Below are 26,336 nucleotides of genomic sequence, written 5' to 3' on the forward strand. Positions count from 1 at the left end.
GAGGGTTGGGTTGAGGATTTAAAATTATAAAAAATTAACCTCACTTGAAACTTTATAACGCTCTTCGTTGTTTTTGGTACGCAAAATTATTTCGCCAAGAAATCCAGCCAAAAATAATTGTGTTCCCAATACCATCGTCGTAAGCGCAATATAAAACCAAGGATTTGTAGTCACTAAGTTATAATTCATGCCGTTATACATATGGTATAGTTTTGAAACACCAATATATCCAGCAAGCATAAAACCAATAATAAACATTAATGATCCCATGGCCCCGAATAAATGCATCGGTCTTTTTCCAAAACGGGAAAGAAACCAAATGGTAATTAAATCCAGGAAACCATTGATGAAACGTTCCATTCCAAATTTAGTTTCGCCATATTTTCTGGCTTGATGCTGTACCACTTTTTCGCCAATTTTTCCAAAACCGGCGTTTTTTGCCAAAACCGGAATGTATCGGTGCATTTCACCCGAAACTTCAATATTTTTTACCACCACATTTTTGTAGGCTTTTAGGCCACAATTAAAATCATTCAGCTCAACTCCCGATGTTTTTCTGGCAGCCCAATTGAATAATTTTGAAGGTAAATTTTTGGCAACTACAGAATCGTAACGTTTCTTTTTCCAGCCGGATACCAAATCATATTTACCTTTCACAATCATTTCATACAATCCGGGAATTTCTTCAGGGCTATCTTGTAAATCGGCGTCCATGGTAATAATCACATCCCCTTTGGCTTTTGCAAAACCAGCATGTAACGCTTGCGATTTTCCAAAGTTTTTCATGAAACGAACACCTTTTACATGAGGATTTTCATTTGCAAATTCTTCGATAATATTCCAAGAATTATCCGTGCTTCCGTCATCCAGAAAAATGATCTCGTAGGTGTAATTATTCGATTGCATCACTTTAATGATCCAAGTATAAAGTTCTTTAAGTGATTCCTCTTCGTTGAGAAGGGGGATGAGTATAGATAAATTCATTACTGTTTATTCTTGTGATGGAGATTTACTTTTAAAAAATGCTGCCATGATCAATCCTAATATGGCGCAAAAAAACATATTGAAAATAGATCCTTTTAGTTGTTCAACTATGGAATAAGGATCCGTTTCTCTTAACTTCGAAATGGTTTCCTTTAAAGAGGAAGCCGCTACGCCAAATTTTTCGGAAGTATTAATCAAATATTTTATCGTTAAATCCAGGAGCGTAGCTTTTACTGAAGGATCTATGAAATTGAACAAAATGATTTTGAAAGCGACAGAAATAATCACGCCAATTACTGCGGTAATAAAATAGGTAGTAAAGGCTTCTTTAAAAGGAAAAATATCATTTAATTCTTTTTTTGTTTTAGAAAGCGATACAATTGGAACAATGATAAAAACAGAAAAACTTAAAAGTGTGGTCCACCAGGCGATGAATAGTTTTATGTCTATTGCATACATTAAAGTAGTGATTAATGATAATATTATTCCCGTGATTATCCCAAATGTGATTCCGTTTCTTTTTATAATTTCATTAACCATTAGTAGCTGTTTATTTATTAATCCACAAATATAGCAATTCCCAATATATTCGGGGATAAAAATCGCTTTTTACGATTATATAAAAAAAGTCAAGCAAATATTTGATTATTGGAAAAAAATTGTAAATTTGCAAACTCAAAATAATATTGTAAAACAAAAAGTTATAAGGAGTTTATACCTTTTCTGTTAGAAGAAAAGCTTCAAGACAAGTTATAATTAACAAATAAAAAAAGATTAACAAGATGAAAAAAGGAATTCACCCAGAAAATTACAGATTAGTTGCATTTAAAGACATGTCAAATGACGAAGTTTTTATTACTAAATCTACTGCAGATACAAGAGAAACATTAACAGTTGACGGTGTTGAATACCCAGTTGTAAAAATGGAGATCTCTAGAACTTCTCACCCTTTTTACACAGGTAAATCTAAACTTATCGATACTGCAGGACGTATTGATAAATTCAAAACTAAATACGCTAAACACGTTAAATAATTTTAACTTGTTTTTAAATAAATTGAAGCCTTCCTTTCGGAGGGCTTTTTTTATTTTTATCTATTTGAAAACTTTGTAACTTTGGCCCAATAGTATTATAACGGTAGACTAAAATTAATTTTTGAATCAACCAATAACCGAATCAACAAATAAAAAAAATTTATGAATTACATACTTTTTGACGGTCCTTCACGAAATGCATTATTGCCTTTTACTTTCACGCGTCCAGTTGCTGATATTCTTATTGGGATAATGACCATTCGTCAAAAATGGGAAATGCGTTTGGGTTCCACTACGACAACATTGACAGAAGAATATTTGTCTGAAAAATATCCAATGGTAGAACTAGAAGAAAATGTAATGATAAATGCCTCTTTTCTGCCTAACGATGTTTTGGTAGAAATGGTCAGTAATTTGGAGTCGAATCAGGCTATCTTCAAAGGAGATGAAGTAATTGCTTTTCATACCAACGAAAACCAGGAAGAAGTCGATTTTGATACCTATGAAATTATAGAATATCAAGACGATTGCTTAACGGTAGAGCATACATGGGATATTTTTTCCAAAAACGATGCAGCAATTCGAGAGGATTTTGAATTCTTAACCGAAGATAGAAAATCACAACCCATTCCTAAAAGTGTCAATGTCATCGCACCGGAAAATATATTTATTGAAGAAGGGGCAAAGTTAGAATTTGTGACTTTAAATGCTTCAATGGGACCGATATACATAGGTAAAGATTCCGAAATTATGGAAGGTTCCGTAATCCGAGGTCCTTTTGCCTTGTGCGAAAATGCAGTTGTAAAAATGGCTTCCAAAGTGTATGGCGCTACAACTGTTGGTCCGCATTCCAGAATTGGAGGAGAAGTTAATAATTCGGTATTGTTTGGTTATTCTAATAAAGGACATGATGGGTTTTTAGGAAATTCCGTTCTTGGAGAATGGTGTAACATAGGTGCCGACAGTAATAATTCGAACCTAAAAAATAATTACGAAGAAGTGAAATTGTGGAGTTATGAAACCGAAGGTTTTGCCAAAACAGGACTTCAGTTTTGTGGATTGATGATGGGAGATCACAGTAAATGCGGAATTAATACGATGTTTAATACGGGGACAGTAGTAGGAGTTAGCGCTAATATTTTTGGCAGTGGATTTCCGCGCAATTTTATACCGAGTTTTTCTTGGGGAGGTGCTTCTGGTTTTACTACGTATGTGACCAAAAAAGCGTTTGAAACGGCTCGATTAGTTATGGCTCGCAGAAATGTTGACTTTGATGAAAGAGAAGCTGCGATTTTAGAACATGTCTTTGAGGAATCTAAAAAGTGGAGGAAAGAGTAATACGACATAAAATCATTTGAAAGACTGAAATGTATGGATCTGAAAAGGGATTATAAGAAATTTGAAATAATAATTTCTTATAATCCCTTTTCCAAATTGTCTAATTATCAATTTAATCTATCTTTGCACTTTCAAAAAAATGTTCAAAGTGCAAATGACAACTTTAAACATTTTGACATTAAACTTTAAACAAAAATAAATGATTACAGTTAACGATATTTCCGTGCAATTTGGTGGCACAACACTTTTTAGTGATGTTTCTTTTGCCATAAATGAAAATGATAAAATTGCCCTTATGGGTAAAAATGGAGCAGGAAAATCGACGCTTCTTAAAATTATTGCGGGACAAAGTAAGCCTTCAACCGGGAATATTTCGGCACCAAAAGATGCTGTTGTAGCATATTTGCCCCAGCATTTATTGACAACTGATGGCGCAACGGTTATGGAAGAAACTTCTAAAGCTTTTGGTGAAGTTTTTGGAATGAAAGCAGAGATCGATGAAATCAATGAGCAATTGACAATTCGTACGGATTATGAAAGTGATGCATACATGAAATTGATCGAGAGAGTTTCTGATTTAAGCGAGAAATTTTATGCTATTGAAGAAATAAATTATGAAGCTGAAGTAGAAAAAATTCTAATTGGTTTGGGATTTGTTCGCGAAGATTTTAGCCGTCAAACTTCGGAGTTTTCTGGAGGATGGAGAATGCGAATAGAACTGGCCAAAATCCTTTTGCAAAAACCAGACTTAATTTTACTGGATGAGCCTACCAATCACATGGATATTGAAAGTATTCAATGGTTAGAGGATTTCTTGATTAATTCAGCCAAAGCGGTAGTAGTGATTTCTCACGATAGAGCGTTTGTAGATAATATTACCAATCGTACCATCGAGGTTACCATGGGGCGTATTTATGATTATAAAGCTAAATATTCTCATTATTTAGAACTGAGAAAAGATAGGAGAGTTCACCAACAAAAAGCATACGATGAGCAACAACGAATGATTGCGGATAATAGGACTTTTATTGACCGTTTTAAAGGGACGTTTTCTAAAACAGATGCCGTTCAATCCCGAGTTAAGATGTTAGAGAAATTGGTCATTGTACAGGTTGACGAAGTAGATACTTCGGCATTAAAATTAAAGTTTCCTGCTGCAGTACGTTCTGGACAATATCCTGTGATTGTAAAAGATTTGTCCAAATCATACGGCGAGCATGTTGTTTTTAAAGATGCTAATGTTGTTATCGAAAGAGGGGAGAAAGTAGCTTTCGTAGGAAAAAATGGCGAAGGAAAATCGACGATGATTAAAGCAATCATGAAGCAAATTGAGATTGATGGTGGAAGTCTAGAGATCGGTCACAATGCACAAATTGGTTATTTTGCCCAAAACCAAGCTTCTTTATTAAATGAAAATGCCACTATTTTTGAAACTATAGATGATATTGCCGTGGGTGAGGTTCGAACTAAAATTAAAGATATTTTGGGAGCTTTCATGTTTCACGGTGATGATGTAACCAAGAAAGTAAAAGTGCTTTCCGGTGGAGAGAAAACCCGTTTGGCAATGATAAAATTATTATTGGAACCGGTAAATTTATTGATCCTGGATGAGCCTTCAAATCACTTGGATATGAAAACCAAAGACATTATCAAGGAAGCGCTACGTGATTTTGATGGAACATTAATTTTGGTTTCTCACGATAGGGATTTCTTGGATGGATTAGCGACTAAGGTTTTTGAATTTGGAAACAAAAGAGTAGTGGAACATTTTGAAGATATTACAGGTTTCTTGGCAAATAAAAAAATGGACAGCATGAGAGAGATAGAGAAGAAGTAGTATTCAGTTTTAAGACGAAACACTTCGGAAATAAAAAAGAGGCGTCCGAAAAGTAATTTTCGGACGCCTCTTTTCTTATAATCGTATTCCAGGAGGAAGTAACTCTTTGTAAATAGTGTTTTTTTTGAAAAATAACACTATTTTAGGAAGGATTGGGACGACTTTGAATTTTCGTTCAATCGCAATTTCCATGATGTTTTTTAGAAAATTAGAAATGAATTCCTCGTCATCGTATAAATCAGGAACATTTATTTTTGTTAAAAATATTTTTTTCTCTTGAAACGAATATTCAACAGAAACTAATCCTTCGTCAACTATAGTTTCAAATTGTCTGGCAAAAGTATTGTCCTTGATTTCCATAGTGATTGCTGCTTCCATAATAATTTAATGTGATTCATTGGCACTTCTACCAAAATTATTTTTGATTTGGTTATAAGCTTGATTTCAAATTGATCGAAAAAGTTATTCCCATGGCATCTCTTGCCTTCAAAATTTGATTATAAACTTTTATTTCGCCTTTAATTAAAAATAAACAAACTCCGTTTTGAGGAATTTTAATTCGTATGGCATAGTGGTATTGCTATCGAAAATTCCTAAATGAAAAAAGGTTTTCTGGTAAACCCAAAGCGCATTTCCGTCATTACTATATTTCTCGAACAATATCTACAAAGGTATAGATTTGATTCTCAATATCAAATCATTTTTGGTCATATCTTGGTGTAACCGCTTCTTTGTCAGGGAATGTCCATAATTGTGCTGTTTTGGTCTTTTTGGTCGGCATGCATTAAAAATGCCTAACTATCCAAAGTGTTGGTGCTTCAAATTGTAATAATTTCCAAATGAAAAGGAGAAATTGGCTTGTCTCTTGTGTCCGATTCGAATAGTTGTGTAGTCATAAATTATTGATAATATAAGGAGGGAATTCGGGTAGTTTCCGATAAAAAAATTATTTTTATAAAAAATCGTTATAAAAAAGTGGAATGCGGTTGTAAAATTATTAAAATCATTATGAGTAAAATCCCAGTTTATCTAATGCCAGGATTAGCGGCAAGTACTGCAATTTTTGAACGAATTGCGCTTCCGGAGGATACTTTTGAAACGCATTTATTAGAATGGGAAATTCCGTTGAATAATGAATCTTTAACGAATTATGGAAAGCGGATTGCCGAGAAAATTAAACATCCAAATCCCGTTTTGATTGGGGTTTCCTTTGGGGGTATTTTAGTTCAGGAAATGGCAAAATACATCAAAGCAAGAAAAGTAATTATTATTTCTAGTGTGAAAAGTAATTTGGAATTTCCCCGCAGATTAAAAATTGCCAAAACCACTAAAGCCTATAAACTGATTCCGATGAATCTAATTTTAAATATGGAGAGTTTGGCTAAATTTTCCTTTGGAGAAAAAGTGAATCAAAGATTGAAATTGTATGAAAAATTTCTTTCGGTTCGGGATATTAGGTATTTGAACTGGGCAGTTGAACAAGTTGTTCTTTGGGATAGAACGGTTGTTGATGAAAACGTAATTCATATTCATGGAGATATGGATGATGTTTTTCCTATAAAAAATATTAAAAATTGTGTCGTTGTTAAAGGAGGGACGCATATTATGATTTTGAATAAGTACAAATGGTTGAATGAAAATTTGCCTTCCATTATATTAAAAACAGAAAAGGAAGCAAAGGTGCTTTTGTAAGCAAACGAAAGACTTAAAAAAAACAGAAATATGAAATTGATAAATAAGATTACGCTACTCTTTACCGTAGTTGTTGCTAGTGGGATATTTATTTTTGCTGCTGCAAATCCGGACGAAGTTAAAGATTTAAAAAGAGAATCAGTGTCGATTTTTCCTGTACTAATGGATTTTGCAGGGGAAGAAACACCATTAAAAATATCCGATGTTAAAGAACGTTTGGACAGGGAATTACTGGTAAATGTAAACCTGCATGCGTCGACTATTTTGGCTATAAAAAGAGCCAATCGTGCATTTCCTGTGATTGAACCTATTTTGAAAAAGAATGGGATTCCGGATGATTTTAAATATCTGGCAGTTATAGAGAGTGGTCTAGTGAATGTCGTTTCACCAGCAGGAGCAAGAGGTGTTTGGCAATTTATGCCTGAGACAGCCAAAGAAAGAAAAATGGAAGTCAATGAAAATGTTGATGAACGCTATGATTTAGAAAAATCTACAGAAGCAGCTTGCAGTTATCTTTTGAGTGCCAAAGGAAAATTTGGCAGTTGGACTTTGGCGGCAGCTTCCTATAATGGCGGAATGACGGGTGTGAATAAACAAATCGACATTCAAAAAGTATCTAATTATTATGATTTGTTGCTGACGGAAGAAACGTCTCGCTATGTTTTTAGAATTTTAGCATTGAAAGAGATCATGAAAAACCCCGTAAAATATGGGTTTTCAATTGCTTCGAAAGATTTATATGTAACGTTACCAACTAAGAAAATCGAAATTGACAGTTCGATTACTGATTTGGCTGATTTTGCAAAAAGCCAGGGAATTAACTATAAGATTTTGAAAATACACAATCCTTGGTTAAGGGAAACGAAATTAATAAATGATACCGGTAAAAAATACCAAATCGAAATTCCTTTAAATGGATATTAGCTGTTTTTTTAAACCATATAAGATATTTAAGAAAATATAAGGCAAACGGGAAAATATATGGTGTTAGTCTTAAACTAAAATGCACAAATGTTTAAATGAACTTATATTTCTTATGTGGTTGATTTGAAATGTAGAGTAATTTTTGTTCTTTCAAAGCAGGATTGAACGAAATAAAAAAAGGTCAAATGTGTATCATTTGACCCTTTTTCAATAGTTGAATATAATTATATTTTTTTCATTTGATCTTTCATCATCGTAATCTGATCTTTCAACATATTCTGTTTGTCTAATTTTTTGGCTTCATTTAATAGAGAAGTAGCTTCTAATTTTCGGCGACGTGTCATGGCAACTCCGGCTAAATTTAATTTGGCTACAGCCAAATCCATATCCATTGATAATCCTAACTCAATTGCTTTCTTGAAATATTTCTCTGCTTGATTGATATTCGTTTGCGAAAGCATGATTCCGTGTAAGTAATTAAAGTATCCTTGTTGTTTTTGTACTAACGCAGTTTCGGGGTTTTTGATGTAAGTCAACCATTTTTTAGCGCCTTCAAAATCCTGTTTTCTTAGTTTTAAGAAGGCAAGTAAGATGAATTCGTTTTTGAAGTACAGAAAAATAGGAATTGCACTCAATAAAATAAGGAATATTCCATTACCGATATTTCCTTCTGTAAATTGCCAAATGCCAGTAGCTATAATAAGTCCGGCGATAATAAGTTTAATATTTCTGTGAAACATAGTGTGTTTATTTTAAGATCACAAATATAGTAAAAGGAATTGAAAATATTTTTACAAAACTGCTTGTGAGAAAAAAAAGTCTTTGTATATTTGCACTCGGTTTTAGAATAACAGTTGTTCTAAAAATAGGAAGACATATAAATAAGATTTAAAGATACAAAGCAATGAGCAAAAGAACGTTTCAACCATCGAAAAGAAAAAGAAGAAATAAGCACGGATTTATGGACAGAATGGCTTCTGCTAATGGAAGAAAAGTTCTAGCGCGTAGAAGAGCTAAAGGAAGACATAAATTGACTGTTTCTTGTGAACCAAGACACAAAAAATAATGTTTTTATAAACATATATAAGGCGTTACTTTTTTTAGTATCGCCTTTTTTTATACCTTATCGTTAAAATAAGATTAAAAGTTTAATGTTTAAAGGTTTAATGTTGTGCAACTGACCTTAAACCTTAAATTTTAAACAAAAAAACTAACTACAATTATAATACAATGCCAAAAGATACATCCATAAAATCAGTTTTAATAATAGGTTCAGGCCCAATTGTTATTGGTCAAGCATGCGAATTTGATTATGCAGGATCACAATCTGCACGTTCTATTCGTGAGGAAGGAATTGAAGTGATTCTAATCAACTCCAATCCGGCTACGATTATGACCGACCCAACTATGGCCGATCATGTCTACTTGAAGCCATTAACAACTAAATCCATTATTGAAATCCTGAAAGCACATCCTCAAATTGATGCTGTTTTGCCTACTATGGGTGGACAAACGGCGTTAAACTTGTGTTTGGAAGCGGATGAAAAAGGAATTTGGCAGGATTTCGGAGTGAAATTGATAGGTGTTGATGTCAATGCCATTAATATTACCGAAGACAGAGAGCAGTTCAAACAACTTCTTAAAAAAATCGGAGTTCCATCTGCCCCTGCAGAAATATGTACCTCTTATCTTAGAGGAAAAGAAATTGCTCAGGAATTTGGTTTCCCTTTAGTAATCCGTCCGTCCTTTACTTTAGGTGGAACTGGAGCTGCTATCGTTTATAAAAAAGAAGATTTTGATGAACTTTTAACCAGAGGTTTAGAAGCTTCACCCATTCACGAAGTTTTAATTGATAAGGCTTTAATGGGTTGGAAAGAATACGAATTGGAACTTTTGAGAGATAAAAACGATAATGTTGTGATTATCTGTTCTATCGAAAATATGGATCCAATGGGAATTCATACCGGAGATTCCATCACTGTTGCGCCAGCAATGACATTATCGGACACGACATTTCAAAGAATGCGTGATTATGCAATCTTGATGATGAGAAGCATCGGAAACTTTGCCGGAGGTTGTAACGTGCAGTTTGCCGTTTCTCCTGACGATAAGGAAGACATTGTAGCGATTGAAATCAATCCTCGTGTGTCTCGTTCCTCTGCTTTGGCATCAAAAGCAACGGGATATCCTATTGCAAAAATCGCTTCCAAACTGGCTTTGGGTTACAATTTAGATGAATTACAAAATCAAATTACCAAATCGACTTCGGCTTTATTCGAACCAACTTTGGATTATGTGATTGTGAAAATTCCTCGTTGGAACTTTGATAAATTTGAAGGAGCTGATAGAACGTTAGGACTTCAAATGAAATCTGTTGGGGAAGTAATGGGAATTGGACGTTCGTTCCAAGAAGCATTGCACAAAGCGACTCAATCATTGGAAATCAAAAGAAATGGTCTGGGTGCTGACGGAAAAGGATATACTAACTACGAACAAATTATCGAGAAACTGACTTTTGCGAGTTGGGATCGTGTTTTTGTGATTTATGATGCTATCGTGATGGGAATTCCATTGAGCCGTATTCATGAAATCACTAAAATCGATATGTGGTTCTTGAAACAATACGAAGAGCTTTATACGTTAGAAAAAGAAATTTCAAACTATAAAGTAGAATCTTTACCAAGAGAATTGTTGCTTGAAGCGAAACAAAAAGGTTTTGCCGACAGACAAATCGCGCACATGGTAGGTTGCCTGGAAAGCCAAGTTCACAATTTACGTTCAGAAATGAACATCAATCGTGTATTCAAACTCGTTGATACTTGTGCGGCCGAATTTAAAGCGAAAACGCCTTACTATTACTCGACTTTTGAAGCCGAAATTGAAAAAGCAGATGGAACACGTTACGTTGATAACGAAAGTATAGTAACGGATAAAAAGAAAATAATTGTTCTTGGGTCAGGCCCAAATAGAATTGGACAAGGAATCGAGTTTGATTATTCTTGTGTTCACGGGGTGCTTGCCGCCAAAGAATGTGGTTATGAAACGATTATGATCAACTGTAATCCAGAAACAGTTTCGACTGATTTTGATACAGCGGATAAATTGTATTTCGAACCGGTTTTCTGGGAGCATATTTACGATATTATTCAACATGAGAAACCGGAAGGCGTTATCGTACAATTAGGTGGGCAAACGGCCTTGAAATTGGCCGAAAAACTGTCTAAATACGGTATTAAAATTATAGGTACGAGTTTTGATGCTTTGGATTTAGCCGAAGACAGAGGACGTTTCTCAGAATTGTTAACCGATTTAAAAATTCCTTTTCCACAGTTTGGAATTGCAGAAACAGCGGACGAAGCTTCTGCTTTGGCTGATACTTTAGACTTTCCATTATTGATTCGTCCTTCGTATGTGTTGGGTGGTCAGGGAATGAAAATTGTCATCAACAAACAAGAATTAGAAGAACACGTTATCAATTTATTGAAAACGATTCCAGGAAATAAATTGCTTTTAGACCATTATTTAGATGGTGCGATTGAAGCGGAAGCGGATGCGATTTGCGATGGGGAGAATGTATACATCATAGGAATTATGGAGCATATCGAACCTTGCGGAGTACACTCTGGAGATAGTAACGCCACTTTGCCACCGTTTAACTTAGGTGAATTTGTAATGCAACAAATAAAAGACCATACCAAAAATATTGCATTGGCTTTGAGAACCGTTGGTTTAATCAACATTCAGTTTGCGATAAAAGATGATATCGTTTACATCATTGAAGCAAATCCTAGAGCGTCTCGTACGGTTCCATTTATTGCAAAAGCGTATGGAGAACCTTATGTGAACTATGCGACTAAAGTAATGTTAGGTCACAATAAAGTAACCGATTTTACTTTCAACCCACAGTTGAAAGGATATGCTATCAAGCAACCGGTTTTCTCTTTCAGCAAATTCCATAATGTGAACAAAGCATTAGGACCGGAAATGAAATCAACAGGAGAAAGCATCTTGTTTATTGATGACTTGAAAGACGATCAATTCTACGAATTGTACTCTAGAAGAAAAATGTATTTGAGTAAATAAAAACTTGAATTTATTGATATTGAAAAAGCCCCGTTTGGGGCTTTTTTTTGTGGGTGTGTGTGTTTGAAAGGACCACTTGGTAGTATAATTTATTTGTACGTACCACCTTTGAAATTTAAAGATAAAAAAAGCCCAAATGTAAAAATGAGCTTTCTGGTTATTAATAGTAGTACTAAACTCTGATTAAAAATCTCGTAGAGGTTTTTGTGTTGTTTTGATCATAGACATCAATCATAATGTAAGTGTCCTTGGTAATACCAGTAATTAGGTAAGAGTAAGGATAGTTGTTTTTATTTTTTGCTGTTGTGTCATCAACAATAAATGGTGTTGCAGCCCCTTCTTTCGTAAGAATAACCTTTAATAATGCTACCGAAGAAGTAATTGTTCCTGTAATAGTATATTCTCCATTTACAGCTTTTCCTTCTGCCTGTGTAAATGCAATTGCTGGTGTCGATGTCGGTTCGTCTTTACTACAGCTTACAATTGATAGCGCAATAAATAAAAATGCGAGAATTTGTTTCTTGATCATAAAATAATTGTTTAATTGGGGTTGAATTTTCACCTTTTGTTTAAATAAGGATTAATTCTCAAATGTAGCTAAATATTAATGGTTGAGGTGATTATCTGTGAATTATGAAAATATAATTAATTTTTATATAAATTAATTTTTCAATAATTGGAATAAAAAAACAAGTAGATTTATTATGGTTGACTTTTCATGAAACTTACTACTCATATAATTTCGCATTTTTCAGTTACCCTTCTTAATAAGTATTTCAAAAAGCATTGTGCATTGGTATTGTCATTTTTATTCAGGTAGAAAGAGCTGCGAAATTGATGACTTGAAAGACGATCAATTCTACGAATTGTACTCCAGAAGAAAAATGTATTTGAGTAAATAAGCTTGAGTTTATATATTGAAAAAGCCCCGTTTGGGGCTTTTTTTTGTGGTTTTAAGGTTTTACCCTAACTATTTTATTATCCTTGAGAATAACCAATTCACTATTTGTTCTCTTTTTGAATTCGATTAATTTCTCGTAAACTTTGTTCATCCCATCAACAATTTTTTGTTGGTTTTGAGATCTTTTATACTCTTTCATTCCAATATTTTTTTAAGTTATAGAATTTAGTTTCGCTTAAAATTTTTATTTCAGTTTCTAAAGATTTTTCTGCAATTAATTCTGGTACTCCAAATGAATTATCAAAAATAAGTACTTCATCTGCAATTTCAAGATAAATTTCAAAAAGGTTTTTAATTCCATTGATGTATCTACGCTTTATGACTTCGGTTTCAATATTATGACCTCCTTCAATGACTCGAGTTTTAACTCTTTCTATAGCTAAATCAACAGTTTCTAACCAAAAAAATAACAACGTTACGTTATATTTTTGCTTTTTTGCTTCGGCAATTTTAGATTTATAACTTTTGGTTGCCAAAGTAGTTTCAAAAGCAAAGGTTTGATTTGTTTCCAGAAGTTCGTTAATTCGTTTGAGCATTATTCTTCCTGCTTCAAAAGATACTTTTTCAGGCTGAAAAGGCGATAATCCTTTGGCAATTTCATCTGCATTTACAAATTCTTTGCAATTTAAAATTTCTGGTAAAATAGTAAAGGAAGCAGTTGTTTTTCCTGCTCCATTGCAACCAGCAATAATGTAAAGGTTTTTATTCATTTATACAAAGGTAAATAATTTTAGGTTTGAAAATTATTAGTTTTTATTCCATCATCTTAATCTATAGATGAATCAACTGGATAAAGAACTTGTTTATCGATGACTTGAAAGACAATCATTTCTACGAATTGTACGCTAGAAGAAAATGTATTTGAGTAAATAAAAACTTGAATTTGTTATATGTAAAAAGCCCCGAAATTTCGGGTTTTTTGTGTGTTAGTGGCTTATCGTTATGGGGTCAAAGTCGGAGACATTTGCCCAGCGTAAACCGACTAACTCTTCATAGAGCGAGTGACTTTGCTACCCAGCAGGCTATATTTATTAATCATTAGTCCACATCATAAATTCTTCAAATACATCCATCCAATGATATTCGGGTTTATTTTTTTGCCAAATGATAAATGAATGGTCATAATCTGGATATACTTTAAATGTTAGATTGTTTTTTTTATGTCTGATGAACTCAATTGGAATCAAATAGGTAGATTCAATAGGTACAGATTCGTCTTTTCCACAAGCTGTAACAAAAATTGGGATTTTGATTTGCAGTAAATTATCAATCGCTGCTTCAGAAAATTTTGTCCAACGTCGAAATGTATGCCCTTCCCAAAATTTACTAATGGAGTTTTCATCCACTTCAATTTCTTTAAGTTGATTTAATAAAGAGTCCATTTTTACTTTTCCTTGATTTTCTGTTAAAGTACCTTTTTGAATCTCTTTTCTGATAAAAAGTGTGAAATCATAATACTGAGTGTTTCCATCACCTGACCAAAACCCAATATGAGTTAAATCTTTATTTATTGTACCTAATTTAGCAGCAACATCGCTTCCTTCAGAATGACCAATTGCAATAATTTTTTTAGGTTTTTTGACTAAATTCCTTATTATATATTTAAGGACTTCATTTGCTTGGTTTGCCCTGTATTCTAAAGATTCATTTTCATAAAACAATTTTGTAGCTTTAAATTCACTATTTATTGTTGAAAAAGGGATTCCTTTTTTTGATATAACAAATACGAAGTTTTTGGGTATTTTTTCTAAGTCAAAAGGAATATGACTTTTTATATAAGTCATTTTGCCTTCTTTTTTAATATTCATAAAAGGTTCTGGCCCAGAACCCTGTAGAAAAAGTAAAATGCTATTTGTATTCTCAATTTTATCATTTGAATATAAATGAAAATTGATAGTGTCTTTCTTTTAATTATTGAATAGTGTTGATATTTTTCTGGTTTTGGGTTAAATTGTCCTAGTAAATTAAGAGATAAAAAAAGGAATAATAATGTTTGACAATATTTCATTTTTTGTTGGGTCTTTTAAAATTGCTCATAGCTAAATCTAATATAATCAATGCTAAAAGAGTTAAAACTATTTGTAATTAAATTCGTCTTTTCAAATATAATCAAATTGCCACTCTCTTATTATTTATTAAGTATTTTCTTTAAAAATTGTTCAAGCTAATCCCAAAAAAAGTCCCAATCACGGGACTTTTAAATATCAAAATGCTAAACTTATTTCTTCTTCAGTTTATCCTTAAAAAAATCAATAGTTCTTGTCCAAGATAAGGTTGCGGCTGCTTCGTCGTATCTGGGTGTGGTGTTATAATGAAAACCATGATTCACTCCGGGATAGAAATTAAGCTGTATGTTCTACTTTGTTCTTTTAAGGATAGCTTCAAAAGCGGGTCAACCCTCATTTACTTTGGTGTCTAAACTGGCATAGTGTGCCATGATGGACATTTTTTTTTTTGCTTGTTCGGCTGTTGGTTGTCCGCCGTAATAAGGAACTGCCGCAGCTAAAGTAGGAATCTTGAACGCCATCATATTGGCAATTTCAGTCCTCTGTTTTCATTTTCGACAATTTAGTGAACTATAATTATTTTTTATTTCAAAGTATTAAGAATTTCCACTTTCTTATGGATGCAGTTTCTATTTATTGATTTCAATTGTCCTTTTAGTTTTAGCACTTTTTAATGCAGCATCAAGTATTTCCATAACTATCATATTGTTTTCCAAAGAGGAGAGTTCGTAAGGTTTTAGGGTGATTTCGTTTCTTACAACAGCAGCTAAAAAGGAAAAGGGATCATTACGAGGTGCTTCTAATTCTTTAATCGGGTATGATTCTTCTTTGTATCCGTCATAACCATCGGCAATGCGCACCCGCAAGTTACTTTTATTGTCCGCATATATAGCTCCATTTAAACCATAAATTTCCATATCTTTTCTTCCAATAGGCCAGTTCCAGGATCCTTGAATTAATGCATTTGCATTGTCATACGTTAAAATTATTGTTGATTCGTCATCCACATTTGGATTATTTTCAGGCTGTAGTTGCTGTGTTATTGCAGTTACTGAATTTGGTTTTTTGCCTTCCATTATCCAAGTCATTAGATTTGCACCATAACAACCAAAATCTATAATAGCACCTCCTCCGTTTTGAACAGGATCCGTTAACCATTCTAAAAACTCACTATTAACGCCAATTTTTTTAGGACCTTTGTGCCCATCACGAATTATAACTTTGCGTAAATCGCCTACTTTATCTTTTTTTAATAAATCATATGCTTTGTAGTTTGAAGGATACCAAGTGGTTTCGTAATTAGTAAGTAGGTGAATGTTATGCTTTTTAGCAAGCATTTCCATTTTTTTAGCATGTTCCAGACTCACGGCCAATGGCTTTTCAACCATTACATGAATCCCCTTTGGAGCACAAGCTTCAACGACTTCTAAATGTTGATATATGGTACCGAAAGCAGTAACTGCCTCTGGATGTGTTTTATCAATCATTTCTTCAATCGTATTAAAAACAATACTCATTGGGAATTTGTGTTCTTTGGAATATCGTTGTGCTAAACCGCGATTAGGTTCTACTATCCCTACAATTTGAATATCTCCAAGATTTTCGCGACCCAGAATTCCATGTACGTGGGTATGCGTGAGACCAATAATTCCAACTTTGAGCGGCTTTTTCTGAGCTAAAACGTTTAGTGATGTTACTATAATTATGAAGAAAGCATAAAGAAATTTTTGTGACATAGGTAGCATTGTTTAATTTGAAATTATTTTTGTTAAAATTACTGCTTGTTCATAAAATACACACGACTCTTTTTTGCAAATAGTTAGAATCTTTCGTCATTAAGTTCGTGTTTTCAAATATAACCAAATTTATTATAAGGAGATTTATAATTTATGCCTTTTAAATAGTTTCCAATCAATGCTAAAAAAGCCCCAATTACGGGACTTTTAAATATTAATAGCGATAACTTTTTCAACAAATTGCCTTCTTTCTATTTTATTATGTGCGTAGTCATCGTATAGGTCAAATAATTAATTTAGGAAAAAAAGCGCTTGTTTTTGCATCATTAGTAATTGCCTTGTTTTAATGTTAAATTACTTTTTCTAAGCAATGTTTTCGACACCATCGGGAAACGGTCTATAAGCATAATAATGCAAGACTTCTTCAATGGCTATTTTCAAGGCTTCGTTTATTGGGAGTAAAGTAATGGCTAGTCTGTTGTCAATTTGTGAAAGTTGCATGTAATAATCCGAAAAAATGGGCACGTATAATCCTTTGCTAATGGCTTCTTCAGTATCCTTGTAGTTTTGTTGTTGTTCTTCTTTGATTATTTTGCAAGTAGCCAATCGCAGTTTACCATATTTGTCCCTGCTGGCGGCATACCCAAAAAGCCTGCAAATCAATCCGCGATAGCGATAGTTGCTACAGCTTCCGTTGCTTCGGTCCAAAACATCAGTTGGTCGGTATAAATGACAGTTGCTATCGAATTTGTTATTTAATTCAATAAGCATTTCTTCGGCTTTACCGTTTAAAAACAGATGTAATGCCCATGGAAAAAACTCCAAGGGGGAAGCAACGATGTCTGGAGTGGAACAGCACTTGCCACAACCAGTACGACAATATAAATTAGTTTCTGATTGGAAAGCATTAATTTCATTTTCCAGACGGTCGAATAATTTTTCAACCATTCGAACCTTATGTTCTATAGACATTGATTTTTGTGTAAGGTAGTCTATTAAAAAGGGTTAATAGTATAATCCAGTTTTTCTTACTGCTTATGTTTTTTTATTATTTCTGAAGCCACAAGCGATGTGTATTTGAGCATGTAAATTTGAATTTATGTTGTATCAATAATAAAAAAGCCCTAATTAAGGGTCTTTTCATGTGATATATTAATTGCATTTGGTTTTTATTCTCCTTGGTTTTTCTCAAAATTCACCATCCACTTCACTCCAAATTTATCTGTGAATGTTCCAAAATAGCCTCCCCAAAAAGCATCTTCCATGGGCATTCCCACTTTTCCACCTATTGAAAGCGCATCGTAGAGTTTATCGGCTTCTTCTTTACTTTCTGCATTAATGGAAACCGAAAAATTATTCCCATAAACAGTTTTAGCTCCAAAGGATTCGAAAATGTCACTTCCCATTATAGCTGTTTCTGTACTAATGGGTAGCGAAACATGCATTATTTTTTCGGCATCTCCCGGAGGGCAGGTTTTTCCCTCTAGTATTGGCATATTTTTAAATTTTCCAAAATAGGAGAATTCACCACCAAAAACCGATTTGTAAAAATGGAATGCTTCTTCGCAATTTCCATTATAGGTGATGTATGAGTTTACTGTTGCCATGATACTTCTATTTAAATGTTATCGATTGGTTTGATTTCAATGTAATAATCAGAAAGACGAGTAAAAGGGTTTCAACTGAATTGAAATATAAGTTTGATTTTAGGACAAGCATCACAGGATTAACTGGTTTTCTTTTGTTAAATATCTTTTGTACCAAACAATCGCTAAATCAGCTACTTCCTGTAATTTTTCTGGTTCTTCAAATAAATGGGTCGCTCCGGGAATTATTTTCATTTCTTTTATTGATTGCAATTGGTCATAAGCCATTTTGTTCATCCCAATAACTGGAACATCTTCACCACCCACAATGAGTAGTGTGGGAGCGGTTACTAATGGCAATTCAGTAATTGCTAAATCAGGACGTCCTCCGCGTGATACCACGGCCTTTATTCTTTCTCCAAAATGGGCTGCAGCTCCTAATGCTGATGCAGCTCCGGTACTTGCTCCAAAGTAGCCTATGGTTATGTTTTTTGCGCCTTTACAACCCATAAGCCATAAAGTAGTTTCTATTAGTCGGTTGGTGAGTAAATCGATATTAAACCGGTTTTCGTAAATACCATCTTCTTCTTCGGTAAGTAAGTCAAAGAGGAACGTGCCTATTTTTTTTTGCTGAAGGAGTTCTGCTATCACACTGAACCTGCTGCTGCCACTACCGTGTGAAAAAACAATAATCCCAATTGCGTTTTCTGGAATTACTAAATCCCCTTTCAATGTTACAGATGACAAAGGGATGTCCAAATCTAATTTCTCCATGATTGATTTTTTTAAAATAAACAATAGTAGATTTGTAATGCTATTCAATAGGGCTTGAAACACTCAATATTTTAATAACTTCGTCATCTTCGACTTGGTCAAATTCTTTGTAAAATCCGCCTACACCTTTAAAAGATTTGGAGGCAATCAGGTAGATAAACTCATCTGCATTTTTCTCAAATATGGCTACAGTCTCACGAGGTAAAACCGGTACTGCAACAATAATTTTTGCAGGGTTTCTTTTTCGCAACATACTTATGCTGACCAGCAAAGTATTTCCGGTTGCAATACCATCATCTACTACAATTATGTTTTTCCCTTTGATATCAATAGGTTCACGATTGCCCATATAGAGTACATATTTTTTCCGCATTAATTTTCGGAGTCTGACAATCGCTTCTTCGATATATTCATTGGAAATACCATGATGCTCATCAATAATCGTGGAATCTAATGATACGGCACCTATTGCAAATTCCTTGTTATAAGGATGTCCAATCTTTTTGGAGAACACAATGTCTAAAGGAAGATGTAACCTTTTGGCAATTATATAACCCATAGGCACTCCGCCTCTGGGAACAGCAAGAACTACGGTATTGGTTTTCTGATATTTTTTTAATTTTTTTGAAAGCATTAAACCCGCTTCAATTCTATCTTTAAACATCTCGTTATACATAACATTTAGTTTTAAATAAAAAAATATAGAATATAAAGGTACTGATTTTCAGTTAGTTTGATTTATTTTGGTGAATTTTATTTTAGGAGGTAAAATACCAAATTATATTTTTGTTGGGTTTGATAAAAAGCCCCAAAAAAATCATTGCATAAGGGATTTGTAAATAAAAGAGTTGAACTCAAAAAAGGATTGAACAAATTAAGAAGCGATTTGAAAGTAAAAAGAAACCTCGTTAAAAATTGAACGAGGTTCTTTTTACAAAGGCTTTTGTATTAGGAGCGAATACTAAAAAGCATTATTTAGTTTTTTAATTCAATTTATATTAATCATCAATAGATTGGCCAACTAATTGACGAAATTTCCAACCTGTAGAATCCGTATTGGCTTCTTGTGTTTGCTTCAATATGATTCCGATAATATTTTCTTTTGGATCTGCGAAATATTGGGTGTTGAAGTATCCTCCCCATCCAAATGTGCCCTTACTGTTTCTACCTCCCATGTTTTCGCCTTTTTCATCAATAACTTCAAAAGCCAAGCCATGATAGGCTCCAGTGTCTCCTCGTAAATTACCGATTTGATTTTTCATCATCAATTCGACTGTAGTTCTGCTTAGTAGACGGATACCGTTTAATTCTCCATTATTCAAATACATTTGAAGAAAAGTTGCGTAATCTTTAGCGGTACTTGATAAACCAGCCCCTCCAGAGAAAAAGCGTTGCGCTCCCTTTAATGGATAATTAGGGTCATAAAATGTGGTAGGAAACTTAATCCAATTTCCATTTTCTTTTTTCTGAATCGAAACCATGCGATTGTGTTTTGACTCGGGAAGATAGAATCGGGTATCGTTCATTTCCAGCGGGTCAAAAATTCTTGTTTTGTAAAATTGATCAAGCGGCATTCCTGAAATTATTTCTATAAGATAACCTACTACATCAAGGCCTTCGCTATAAGTGAATTTTTCACCAGGATTATGGTGTAAAGGAAGTTTCGCCAGTTTTTTTATGCTTTCTTCAATACTAATGTTTTCGGTAGTAAACAAATCGGTTATTCCGGCATTTTTATATATCCTTTTAAAGCGAACGTCACTGTCAATTGCACCATAGCCAATTCCGGAAGTATGTGTTAAAAGATGTCTTATGGTAATTGGATTTTTGGCAGGGATAGTTTTATAGGTACCGTTTTCATACAGAGTGTCTAAAACCTGTTCGTTTTTAAATTCTGGGATATATTTTGAAATGGGGTCGTCCAATTTGAATTTCCCTTCTTCCCATAACATCATAATTGCAGTAGCGGTAATGGCTTTTGTTTGAGAAGCAATTCTAAAAATAGCGTCGCGTTTTAATTCTTTTCCAGATTCATTATCAGCCATTCCAAAGGCTTTGTAGTACACAATTTTTCCGTTTCTTGCCACTAGGACAACAGCTCCAGGAATTTCATGTTTTTCTATTGCTTCTTTGCACATAGCATCAATTCTTGCTAGTCTTTCTTCGGACATTCCAACGCTTTTAGCAGACGATTCCCCAAGTAAAGGAGATTTTTTAATTGTAGTTGTTTGTGCAAAAGCCGATAGGGTGTAAATACTGAAGAGGAGAAAGAACAGATTTTTCATAAATTATCTAGTTTAGTTTGTTTTTTGTTCGAATAAGAAAAGAATTGATGGCTAAAATACTAATTATTTTTTAGTTAATATTTTAGTAAAAATAGGATTGATAAGTTGTTTTAAACTTGAAATCCTAAAAATATCCTTCAATAAAGTAAAATTTAAAACTGTTTTTTTAGCTATTTTTACCTCACAAATAATTGAAATAAAATGGCCTCTTTGAAAAATATCAATAGATCAGCTAAAGCAGATAAAAATACTGGCTTTGGGACGAATGCGAATAGTTATGGCGGTCGTTTTATTAATAAAAACGGGACAGCTAATATAGAGAAACGGGGAATTCATTTTTTACATCGTATCAGTTGGTATCATACAATGATTGATTTGCCGCGTTGGAAATTCATGTCAATTCTATTGTTATTTTATGTTGGAATTAATTTTTTGTTTGCCTCAATCTATTATGCTATCGGTATTGAGTATTTAAATGGTATTGATTCCTCAGGATCAAATTGGGTACAGTTTGGTCAAGCTTATTTTTTTAGTGCTCAAACTTTTACCACTGTAGGGTATGGGCATATTAGTCCGTCAGGGTTTATGGCAAGTCTTGTTTCTGCTGCCGAAGCTTTAATTGGGTTGTTGAGTTTTGCTATTGCCACGGGTTTATTCTTCGGGCGATTTAGTAAACCGACAGCATTTTTAAAATTTTCGCATAATGCCTTGATTTCACCTTATGGAGAAATCAAGGGTTTAATGATTAGAACTTCACCTTTTAAAAATACAAATTTTACTGATGCTGAAGCCAAAATGACTCTTGGAATGAGCATTGAAGAAAATGGTATAAGGACTAATAATTTCTATTCTTTGGAATTAGAATTGGATAAAATAAATGCTTTAACTTTAAGCTGGACTTTGGTTCACCCAATTACCGAAAACAGTCCGCTTTATAACTTTACTAAAGAAGATTTTGAAAATATTCACGGCGAAATCCTTGTTTTTATAAAAACCTTTGATGATATGTTCAGTAATACGGTTGCAATTCGAACGTCGTATACTTTTGATGAGGTTGTGTATGGAGCAAAATTTGAACCGATGTATGCCCGAAGCACTGATAATTCTAAAACGATCCTGAATTTAGATAAATTGGATACGTTTAACACCGTCACTTTAGAATAAAACAATTGTTTTCAGATTATTTCAAATTTATAAAGAAAAATATTTTACATTTGTTTATTAAATTTAGATAAACAATGAACAATATAAAAAGTATTTTCAGTATTAAAGACCTTGAAAATCTTTCTGGAATAAAAGCGCATACTATACGAATCTGGGAAAAAAGGTACGATATACTTCAGCCGATGCGCACGGATACTAACATTCGGTTGTATGATTTGGCTAGTTTGCAAAAGCTTTTAAATATTACTTTATTACATGATTATGGTTATAAAATTTCAAAAATCGCCACTTATCCCCAAGAAAAAATACCGTCTCTTGTAAGAGAAATTATTTCTACAAAAAACGCAAAAAATCATGCTATCAGTGCTTTTAAAATGGCAATGATGAACTTTGATCAGGAGTTGTTTTTTAATACTTACAATTGGTTGATTGCCGAAAAATCTTTCAAAGAAATCTTCCATCAGGTTTTTATTCCTTTGATGAATGAGTTAGGATTGCTATGGCAGTCTGATACAATTACTCCAGCACACGAGCATTTTATCAGTTATTTGATCAAGCAAAAACTATTGGTTAATACTGAAAAATTGCAGGTTTTGAAACAAACCAAATTTGACAAGGTATTTGTTTTGTCTCTTCCTATGAATGAAATACATGAATTAGGATTGATGTATTTAAATTATGAAATCCTTTTGAATGGATATAAAACGATTTATTTGGGAGAAAGCATGCCAATTGAAAATTTGAAAGATTTAAAGAAACATTTCAATTCGATTGTTTTCATATCCTACTTAACCGTTCAGCCGGATAAAGATTCCATAAATGATTATGTGACTAAAATGACTGATGAATTAGTAGACGATAACACTGAGTTATGGTTCATTGGTAGGTTGGTCGAATTCATTAAAAAAGAAGAAATTACTGATAAAATTTTAATTTTCGATTCCATTTCAGAATTAATAGCCCAAATTTAATTTTTTGTTTAATATTTATGTATATTTGGTAAACAAATGAAGAAAAAAATTACAATTATAGGTTCGGGATTTTCAGCTTTAGCAGCATCTTGTTATTTGGCAAAAAGTGGCCATCAAGTTAGTGTTTTCGAAAAAAATGATACTATCGGCGGAAGAGCCAGGCAATTAAAAAGAGAGGGGTTTACGTTTGATATGGGACCGAGTTGGTATTGGATGCCTGATGTATTTGAACGTTTTTTTGCTGATTTTAACAAAAAAACAACTGATTACTATGAGCTCATTAAACTATCTCCGGCATATCGAGTATATTACGGTATAGATGATTTTATCGCAATTGCAGATAATTTGCCTGATATTATATTTGCTTTTGAAGCTATTGAAAAAGGGAGTGGTAAAATACTAAATGAATTTATGGCCGAAGCCAAAAGCAATTATGACATTGCGATTAAAGATTTAGTGTATCGTCCCGGGGTATCACCATTGGAATTAGTAACTAAGCAAACCGCTTTGAAAGTAGGGCAGTTTTTTAGTAATATCAGTAAAGAGGTTCGTAAGAAATTCAAAAATGAACGTTTAATTCAAATATTAGAATTTCCGGTATTATTTCTTGGAGCAAAACCCTCTGATACACCATCGTTTTATAGTTTTATGAATTATGCCGATTTTGGCCTTGGAACATGGCATCCAAAAACAGGAATGTTTGATGTCGTTCGTGCGATGGAAAGTTTAGCAAGAGAATTAAAAGTTACGTTTCACACAAATTCAAATATTGAAAAGATAATCGTTGAGAATAAAACGGCAAAAGCGATAGTTGTGAATGGCGAAACGATTGAGTCCGATTTGATTTTGAGTGGAGCGGATTATCATCACACCGAAACGTTACTGGATAAGGAACATCGAGCGTACTCCGAGAAATATTGGGATAATCGTGTTTTTGCGCCTTCATCATTATTATTTTACGTTGGGTTTGATAAAAAAATAGAAAATATATCGCATCATGCCTTGTTTTTTGATGTTGATTTTTATCAGCATGCCAAGGATATTTATGATGAACCTCAGTGGCCAAAGGAACCTTTGTTTTATGCAAACTTTCCTTCGTTGACTGATACAACTGCTGCTCCTGAAGGAATGGAAACTGGATTTTTTCTTGTTCCATTAGCACCTGGAATAACTGATACAGATGAATTGCGAGAAGCATATTTTAATAAAATAATAGATCGCTTTGAAATTTTAACTAAACAAAGTGTAAAAAATAATATTATATTTAAGCAATCTTTCTGTAAAAATGATTTTGTCTCAGAGTACAATTCGTATAAAGGAAATGCATACGGAATGGCGAATACTTTATTGCAAACCGCTTTTTTAAGACCGAAATTAAAAAGTAAAAAAGTAAAGAATCTATATTTTACGGGTCAATTAACCGTTCCGGGACCAGGTGTTCCGCCAGCATTAATTTCAGGGAAACTAGTGTCAGAGTTAATAAACAAACAATTTTTAGAACAATAACAATGAAGCAATTATTTGATGACGTATCTTTCAAATGCAGTAAACTGGTTACCAAAAACTACAGTACTTCATTTTCATTGGCGGTATACATGCTTTCGCCAATCATTAGGGATGCGATATACAGTATTTATGGTTTTGTTCGTTTTGCGGACGAAATTGTAGATTCATTTCACGGTTTTGATAAAAAAGAATTGATTAATGATTTCGAAAAAGAATATTACAAATCGTATAATTCTGGTGTAAGTCTGAACCCGATTTTAAACTCTTTTCAGCATACGGTAAAGAAATACAATATTACGGACGACTTGATTCAATCTTTTTTGAAAAGTATGAAATTAGATTTAGTGAAATCAGATTACAATAGTAAAGCAGAATATGATGAATACATTTATGGTTCCGCTGATGTGGTTGGATTAATGTGTCTTAAAGTTTTTGTAGCCGGAAAAGAACAAAAATACGAACAGTTGAAAGACGAAGCCATGCGATTGGGTTCTGCTTTTCAGAAAGTAAATTTTTTAAGAGATTTGAAGGACGATAACCTAGTTTTGAACCGAAATTATTTTCCTGGAGTCGATTTGAATTCATTCGATGAAAATGCCAAAAAAATGATTATAAAGGAAATTCAGGAAGATTTTAATGTGGCGTATCAAGGAATTTTGAAACTTCCTATTGAAGCTAAATTTGGAGTTTACACCGCATTTGTCTATTATAAAAAACTATTGAAAAAACTTGAAAACACACCTTGCCATGAAATTGGTAACGCAAGAATTCGGGTTTCTAATTATACCAAAGCGGGGTTATTGGCGCAATCTTTTGTAACTTACAAGTTGAAATTAGTATAAAACAGTGCTTGCTTTTAAAACTTATATTTTAAATAAATAACAAAATAATGATTTCTTTTTTTATCTTTTTAAGCGTTTTTCTCTTCATGGAATGTGTCACATGGCTTACACATAAGTATGTTATGCACGGTTTGATGTGGTATTTTCATGCTGATCATCATCAACCGAAATACGCGAATGTTTTTGAACGAAATGATATTTTCTTTGTGATTTTTGCCGTTCCAAGCATCGTTCTTTTTTACTTTGGAGTACAAGGAGGAATGAACTATTTGTTTTTTATTGGACTCGGAATCACATTTTACGGATTTTGTTATTTCATGATTCATGATGTAATAATTCATCAACGATTTAAGTGGTTCAAAAACACGAATAACAAGTATATAATAGGCTTGCGAAAAGCGCACAAAGTACACCACAAACATTTGGGTAAGGAACATGGCGAGTGTTTCGGAATGTTATTTGTTCCTTTCAAATACTATAAAATATAATAATATTATTTGGGCGTGACCCGCTGAAAAATCGGGTCGGGCTGTACGTTCCCGTTTTTTTATAGCTGGCCAAAAAGCCATCTATAAAAAGAGCTCCACTGTCATCCCTCACGCAACCAGTATTT

27 protein-coding genes and 2 pseudogenes are annotated in these 26,336 nt (G+C 33.4%); 12 read left to right on the top strand and 17 right to left on the bottom strand.

Translation table 11 applies throughout. The annotated features are described in order from the left end of the window. Positions 1-24: 24 nt before the first annotated feature. Both ACM55G_RS06565 and ACM55G_RS06570 read right to left on the bottom strand, forming a co-directional pair. Positions 25-984, bottom strand: a complete 960-nt coding sequence (locus tag ACM55G_RS06565; protein WP_416843095.1) for a glycosyltransferase family 2 protein — start codon at positions 982-984, stop codon at positions 25-27. 6 nt (positions 985-990) lie between these two features. Then, positions 991-1,524: a DUF4199 domain-containing protein gene (locus ACM55G_RS06570; protein ID WP_416843096.1), complete on the bottom strand. Its 534-nt coding sequence runs from the start codon at positions 1,522-1,524 to the stop codon at positions 991-993. Positions 1,525-1,766: 242 nt separating this feature from the next. Between ACM55G_RS06570 and ACM55G_RS06575 the strand changes: the two genes are divergently transcribed. From ACM55G_RS06575 to ACM55G_RS06585, 3 genes are all read left to right on the top strand, one after another. After that, positions 1,767-2,018, top strand: a complete 252-nt coding sequence (locus tag ACM55G_RS06575; RefSeq protein ID WP_039109118.1) for a type B 50S ribosomal protein L31 — start codon at positions 1,767-1,769, stop codon at positions 2,016-2,018. Positions 2,019-2,180: 162 nt separating this feature from the next. Continuing rightward, complete coding sequence (locus ACM55G_RS06580) at positions 2,181-3,356, top strand: GlmU family protein (protein WP_416843097.1); 1,176 nt, start codon at positions 2,181-2,183, stop codon at positions 3,354-3,356. Positions 3,357-3,555: 199 nt separating this feature from the next. Further along, a complete protein-coding gene (locus ACM55G_RS06585; protein ID WP_416843098.1) occupies positions 3,556-5,193 on the top strand; it encodes an ABC-F family ATP-binding cassette domain-containing protein in 1,638 nt (545 codons plus the stop codon). Positions 5,194-5,268: 75 nt separating this feature from the next. On the opposite strand, the gene ACM55G_RS06590 is transcribed toward ACM55G_RS06585, so the two are convergent. Next, positions 5,269-5,553, bottom strand: coding sequence for a GNAT family N-acetyltransferase (locus ACM55G_RS06590; RefSeq protein ID WP_416843200.1), 285 nt, complete (start codon positions 5,551-5,553; stop codon positions 5,269-5,271). Positions 5,554-5,623: 70 nt separating this feature from the next. Further along, a complete protein-coding gene (locus ACM55G_RS06595; RefSeq protein WP_416843201.1) occupies positions 5,624-5,758 on the bottom strand; it encodes a pirin family protein in 135 nt (44 codons plus the stop codon). Between the two features lie 443 nt (positions 5,759-6,201). Here ACM55G_RS06595 and ACM55G_RS06600 point away from each other — a divergent pair, with 443 nt between their 5' ends. Next, positions 6,202-6,885 carry an alpha/beta hydrolase family protein gene (locus ACM55G_RS06600; RefSeq protein WP_416843099.1) on the top strand — a complete coding sequence of 228 codons (684 nt, stop codon included), beginning with the start codon at positions 6,202-6,204 and terminating at the stop codon, positions 6,883-6,885. Positions 6,886-6,915: 30 nt separating this feature from the next. Further along, a complete protein-coding gene (locus ACM55G_RS06605; RefSeq protein ID WP_416843100.1) occupies positions 6,916-7,809 on the top strand; it encodes a lytic transglycosylase domain-containing protein in 894 nt (297 codons plus the stop codon). 224 nt (positions 7,810-8,033) lie between these two features. Here ACM55G_RS06605 and ACM55G_RS06610 read toward each other — a convergent pair whose 3' ends face one another. Next, the gene (locus tag ACM55G_RS06610; RefSeq protein WP_416843101.1) at positions 8,034-8,549 is read right to left on the bottom strand and encodes a DUF2892 domain-containing protein; all 516 of its coding nucleotides are present in this window, start codon (positions 8,547-8,549) and stop codon (positions 8,034-8,036) included. 164 nt (positions 8,550-8,713) lie between these two features. Here ACM55G_RS06610 and rpmH point away from each other — a divergent pair, with 164 nt between their 5' ends. Together rpmH and carB are read left to right on the top strand one after the other, a co-directional pair. Then, on the top strand, positions 8,714-8,875 hold the full coding sequence (gene rpmH, locus ACM55G_RS06615; protein ID WP_007136275.1) for a 50S ribosomal protein L34: 162 nt from the start codon (positions 8,714-8,716) through the stop codon (positions 8,873-8,875). 164 nt (positions 8,876-9,039) lie between these two features. Further along, the gene (gene carB / locus ACM55G_RS06620; protein WP_416843102.1) at positions 9,040-11,892 is read left to right on the top strand and encodes a carbamoyl-phosphate synthase large subunit; all 2,853 of its coding nucleotides are present in this window, start codon (positions 9,040-9,042) and stop codon (positions 11,890-11,892) included. A 172-nt stretch (positions 11,893-12,064) separates the two neighbouring features. On the opposite strand, the gene ACM55G_RS06625 is transcribed toward carB, so the two are convergent. The 12 genes and pseudogenes from ACM55G_RS06625 to ACM55G_RS06675 all read right to left on the bottom strand — a co-directional run bounded on the left by ACM55G_RS06625 (position 12,065) and on the right by ACM55G_RS06675 (position 21,240). Then, entirely contained in the window at positions 12,065-12,421 is a 357-nt protein-coding gene (locus ACM55G_RS06625; RefSeq protein ID WP_416843103.1) for a hypothetical protein, read from the bottom strand. A gap of 424 nt (positions 12,422-12,845) precedes the next feature. Continuing rightward, positions 12,846-12,992: a hypothetical protein gene (locus tag ACM55G_RS06630; protein WP_416843104.1), complete on the bottom strand. Its 147-nt coding sequence runs from the start codon at positions 12,990-12,992 to the stop codon at positions 12,846-12,848. Continuing rightward, on the bottom strand, positions 12,979-13,563 hold the full coding sequence (locus ACM55G_RS06635) for a zeta toxin family protein (RefSeq protein WP_416843105.1): 585 nt from the start codon (positions 13,561-13,563) through the stop codon (positions 12,979-12,981). The genes ACM55G_RS06630 and ACM55G_RS06635 overlap by 14 nt, the downstream gene beginning before the upstream one ends. A gap of 321 nt (positions 13,564-13,884) precedes the next feature. Further along, a complete protein-coding gene (locus tag ACM55G_RS06640; protein ID WP_416843106.1) occupies positions 13,885-14,637 on the bottom strand; it encodes a dienelactone hydrolase family protein in 753 nt (250 codons plus the stop codon). Between the two features lie 434 nt (positions 14,638-15,071). Then, a pseudogene (locus tag ACM55G_RS06645) lies at positions 15,072-15,383 on the bottom strand (dienelactone hydrolase family protein). A 105-nt stretch (positions 15,384-15,488) separates the two neighbouring features. Next, on the bottom strand, positions 15,489-16,595 hold the full coding sequence (locus ACM55G_RS06650) for a Gfo/Idh/MocA family protein (protein ID WP_416843107.1): 1,107 nt from the start codon (positions 16,593-16,595) through the stop codon (positions 15,489-15,491). 207 nt (positions 16,596-16,802) lie between these two features. Next, a pseudogene (locus ACM55G_RS14925) lies at positions 16,803-16,859 on the bottom strand (hypothetical protein); the annotation flags it as partial. Positions 16,860-16,958: 99 nt separating this feature from the next. Further along, positions 16,959-17,567 (bottom strand): YkgJ family cysteine cluster protein, encoded by a 609-nt coding sequence (locus ACM55G_RS06655; RefSeq protein WP_416843108.1) that lies wholly within the window; start codon positions 17,565-17,567, stop codon positions 16,959-16,961. A gap of 197 nt (positions 17,568-17,764) precedes the next feature. Continuing rightward, entirely contained in the window at positions 17,765-18,202 is a 438-nt protein-coding gene (locus tag ACM55G_RS06660; protein WP_416843109.1) for a VOC family protein, read from the bottom strand. 111 nt (positions 18,203-18,313) lie between these two features. Beyond that, complete coding sequence (locus ACM55G_RS06665; protein WP_416843110.1) at positions 18,314-18,955, bottom strand: dienelactone hydrolase family protein; 642 nt, start codon at positions 18,953-18,955, stop codon at positions 18,314-18,316. 40 nt (positions 18,956-18,995) lie between these two features. Further along, positions 18,996-19,631, bottom strand: a complete 636-nt coding sequence (locus ACM55G_RS06670) for a phosphoribosyltransferase (RefSeq protein ID WP_416843111.1) — start codon at positions 19,629-19,631, stop codon at positions 18,996-18,998. Between the two features lie 322 nt (positions 19,632-19,953). Beyond that, on the bottom strand, positions 19,954-21,240 hold the full coding sequence (locus tag ACM55G_RS06675) for a serine hydrolase domain-containing protein (protein ID WP_416843112.1): 1,287 nt from the start codon (positions 21,238-21,240) through the stop codon (positions 19,954-19,956). Between the two features lie 201 nt (positions 21,241-21,441). On the opposite strand from ACM55G_RS06675, the gene ACM55G_RS06680 reads away from it, so the two are divergent. The 5 genes from ACM55G_RS06680 to ACM55G_RS06700 all read left to right on the top strand — a co-directional run bounded on the left by ACM55G_RS06680 (position 21,442) and on the right by ACM55G_RS06700 (position 26,211). Next, entirely contained in the window at positions 21,442-22,404 is a 963-nt protein-coding gene (locus tag ACM55G_RS06680) for an ion channel (protein ID WP_416843113.1), read from the top strand. Between the two features lie 74 nt (positions 22,405-22,478). Then, positions 22,479-23,375: a MerR family transcriptional regulator gene (locus ACM55G_RS06685; RefSeq protein ID WP_416843114.1), complete on the top strand. Its 897-nt coding sequence runs from the start codon at positions 22,479-22,481 to the stop codon at positions 23,373-23,375. Between the two features lie 36 nt (positions 23,376-23,411). After that, positions 23,412-24,881 carry a phytoene desaturase family protein gene (locus ACM55G_RS06690; protein ID WP_416843115.1) on the top strand — a complete coding sequence of 490 codons (1,470 nt, stop codon included), beginning with the start codon at positions 23,412-23,414 and terminating at the stop codon, positions 24,879-24,881. Positions 24,882-24,883: 2 nt separating this feature from the next. Further along, positions 24,884-25,723, top strand: coding sequence for a phytoene/squalene synthase family protein (locus ACM55G_RS06695; RefSeq protein ID WP_416843116.1), 840 nt, complete (start codon positions 24,884-24,886; stop codon positions 25,721-25,723). 47 nt (positions 25,724-25,770) lie between these two features. Then, the gene (locus ACM55G_RS06700; protein WP_416843117.1) at positions 25,771-26,211 is read left to right on the top strand and encodes a sterol desaturase family protein; all 441 of its coding nucleotides are present in this window, start codon (positions 25,771-25,773) and stop codon (positions 26,209-26,211) included. The last annotated feature ends 125 nt before the right edge of the window (positions 26,212-26,336 follow it).

The sequence above is a fragment of the Flavobacterium algoriphilum genome, from assembly GCF_048158655.1.
In the GTDB taxonomy this organism is placed as follows: domain Bacteria; phylum Bacteroidota; class Bacteroidia; order Flavobacteriales; family Flavobacteriaceae; genus Flavobacterium; species Flavobacterium algoriphilum.

What these genes read in the sequence shown, in the direction of transcription:
- ACM55G_RS06565 (WP_416843095.1), bottom strand. Translation starts at nt 984, where the DNA reads ATGAATTTATCTATACTCATCCCCCTTCTCAACGAAGAGGAATCACTT.
- ACM55G_RS06570 (WP_416843096.1), bottom strand. Translation starts at nt 1,524, where the DNA reads ATGGTTAATGAAATTATAAAAAGAAACGGAATCACATTTGGGATAATC.
- ACM55G_RS06575 (WP_039109118.1), top strand. Translation starts at nt 1,767, where the DNA reads ATGAAAAAAGGAATTCACCCAGAAAATTACAGATTAGTTGCATTTAAA.
- ACM55G_RS06580 (WP_416843097.1), top strand. Translation starts at nt 2,181, where the DNA reads ATGAATTACATACTTTTTGACGGTCCTTCACGAAATGCATTATTGCCT.
- ACM55G_RS06585 (WP_416843098.1), top strand. Translation starts at nt 3,556, where the DNA reads ATGATTACAGTTAACGATATTTCCGTGCAATTTGGTGGCACAACACTT.
- ACM55G_RS06590 (WP_416843200.1), bottom strand. Translation starts at nt 5,553, where the DNA reads ATGGAAATCAAGGACAATACTTTTGCCAGACAATTTGAAACTATAGTT.
- ACM55G_RS06600 (WP_416843099.1), top strand. Translation starts at nt 6,202, where the DNA reads ATGAGTAAAATCCCAGTTTATCTAATGCCAGGATTAGCGGCAAGTACT.
- ACM55G_RS06605 (WP_416843100.1), top strand. Translation starts at nt 6,916, where the DNA reads ATGAAATTGATAAATAAGATTACGCTACTCTTTACCGTAGTTGTTGCT.
- ACM55G_RS06610 (WP_416843101.1), bottom strand. Translation starts at nt 8,549, where the DNA reads ATGTTTCACAGAAATATTAAACTTATTATCGCCGGACTTATTATAGCT.
- rpmH (WP_007136275.1), top strand. Translation starts at nt 8,714, where the DNA reads ATGAGCAAAAGAACGTTTCAACCATCGAAAAGAAAAAGAAGAAATAAG.
- carB (WP_416843102.1), top strand. Translation starts at nt 9,040, where the DNA reads ATGCCAAAAGATACATCCATAAAATCAGTTTTAATAATAGGTTCAGGC.
- ACM55G_RS06625 (WP_416843103.1), bottom strand. Translation starts at nt 12,421, where the DNA reads ATGATCAAGAAACAAATTCTCGCATTTTTATTTATTGCGCTATCAATT.
- ACM55G_RS06630 (WP_416843104.1), bottom strand. Translation starts at nt 12,992, where the DNA reads ATGAAAGAGTATAAAAGATCTCAAAACCAACAAAAAATTGTTGATGGG.
- ACM55G_RS06635 (WP_416843105.1), bottom strand. Translation starts at nt 13,563, where the DNA reads ATGAATAAAAACCTTTACATTATTGCTGGTTGCAATGGAGCAGGAAAA.
- ACM55G_RS06640 (WP_416843106.1), bottom strand. Translation starts at nt 14,637, where the DNA reads ATGACTTATATAAAAAGTCATATTCCTTTTGACTTAGAAAAAATACCC.
- ACM55G_RS06650 (WP_416843107.1), bottom strand. Translation starts at nt 16,595, where the DNA reads ATGTCACAAAAATTTCTTTATGCTTTCTTCATAATTATAGTAACATCA.
- ACM55G_RS06655 (WP_416843108.1), bottom strand. Translation starts at nt 17,567, where the DNA reads ATGTCTATAGAACATAAGGTTCGAATGGTTGAAAAATTATTCGACCGT.
- ACM55G_RS06660 (WP_416843109.1), bottom strand. Translation starts at nt 18,202, where the DNA reads ATGGCAACAGTAAACTCATACATCACCTATAATGGAAATTGCGAAGAA.
- ACM55G_RS06665 (WP_416843110.1), bottom strand. Translation starts at nt 18,955, where the DNA reads ATGGAGAAATTAGATTTGGACATCCCTTTGTCATCTGTAACATTGAAA.
- ACM55G_RS06670 (WP_416843111.1), bottom strand. Translation starts at nt 19,631, where the DNA reads ATGTATAACGAGATGTTTAAAGATAGAATTGAAGCGGGTTTAATGCTT.
- ACM55G_RS06675 (WP_416843112.1), bottom strand. Translation starts at nt 21,240, where the DNA reads ATGAAAAATCTGTTCTTTCTCCTCTTCAGTATTTACACCCTATCGGCT.
- ACM55G_RS06680 (WP_416843113.1), top strand. Translation starts at nt 21,442, where the DNA reads ATGGCCTCTTTGAAAAATATCAATAGATCAGCTAAAGCAGATAAAAAT.
- ACM55G_RS06685 (WP_416843114.1), top strand. Translation starts at nt 22,479, where the DNA reads ATGAACAATATAAAAAGTATTTTCAGTATTAAAGACCTTGAAAATCTT.
- ACM55G_RS06690 (WP_416843115.1), top strand. Translation starts at nt 23,412, where the DNA reads ATGAAGAAAAAAATTACAATTATAGGTTCGGGATTTTCAGCTTTAGCA.
- ACM55G_RS06695 (WP_416843116.1), top strand. Translation starts at nt 24,884, where the DNA reads ATGAAGCAATTATTTGATGACGTATCTTTCAAATGCAGTAAACTGGTT.
- ACM55G_RS06700 (WP_416843117.1), top strand. Translation starts at nt 25,771, where the DNA reads ATGATTTCTTTTTTTATCTTTTTAAGCGTTTTTCTCTTCATGGAATGT.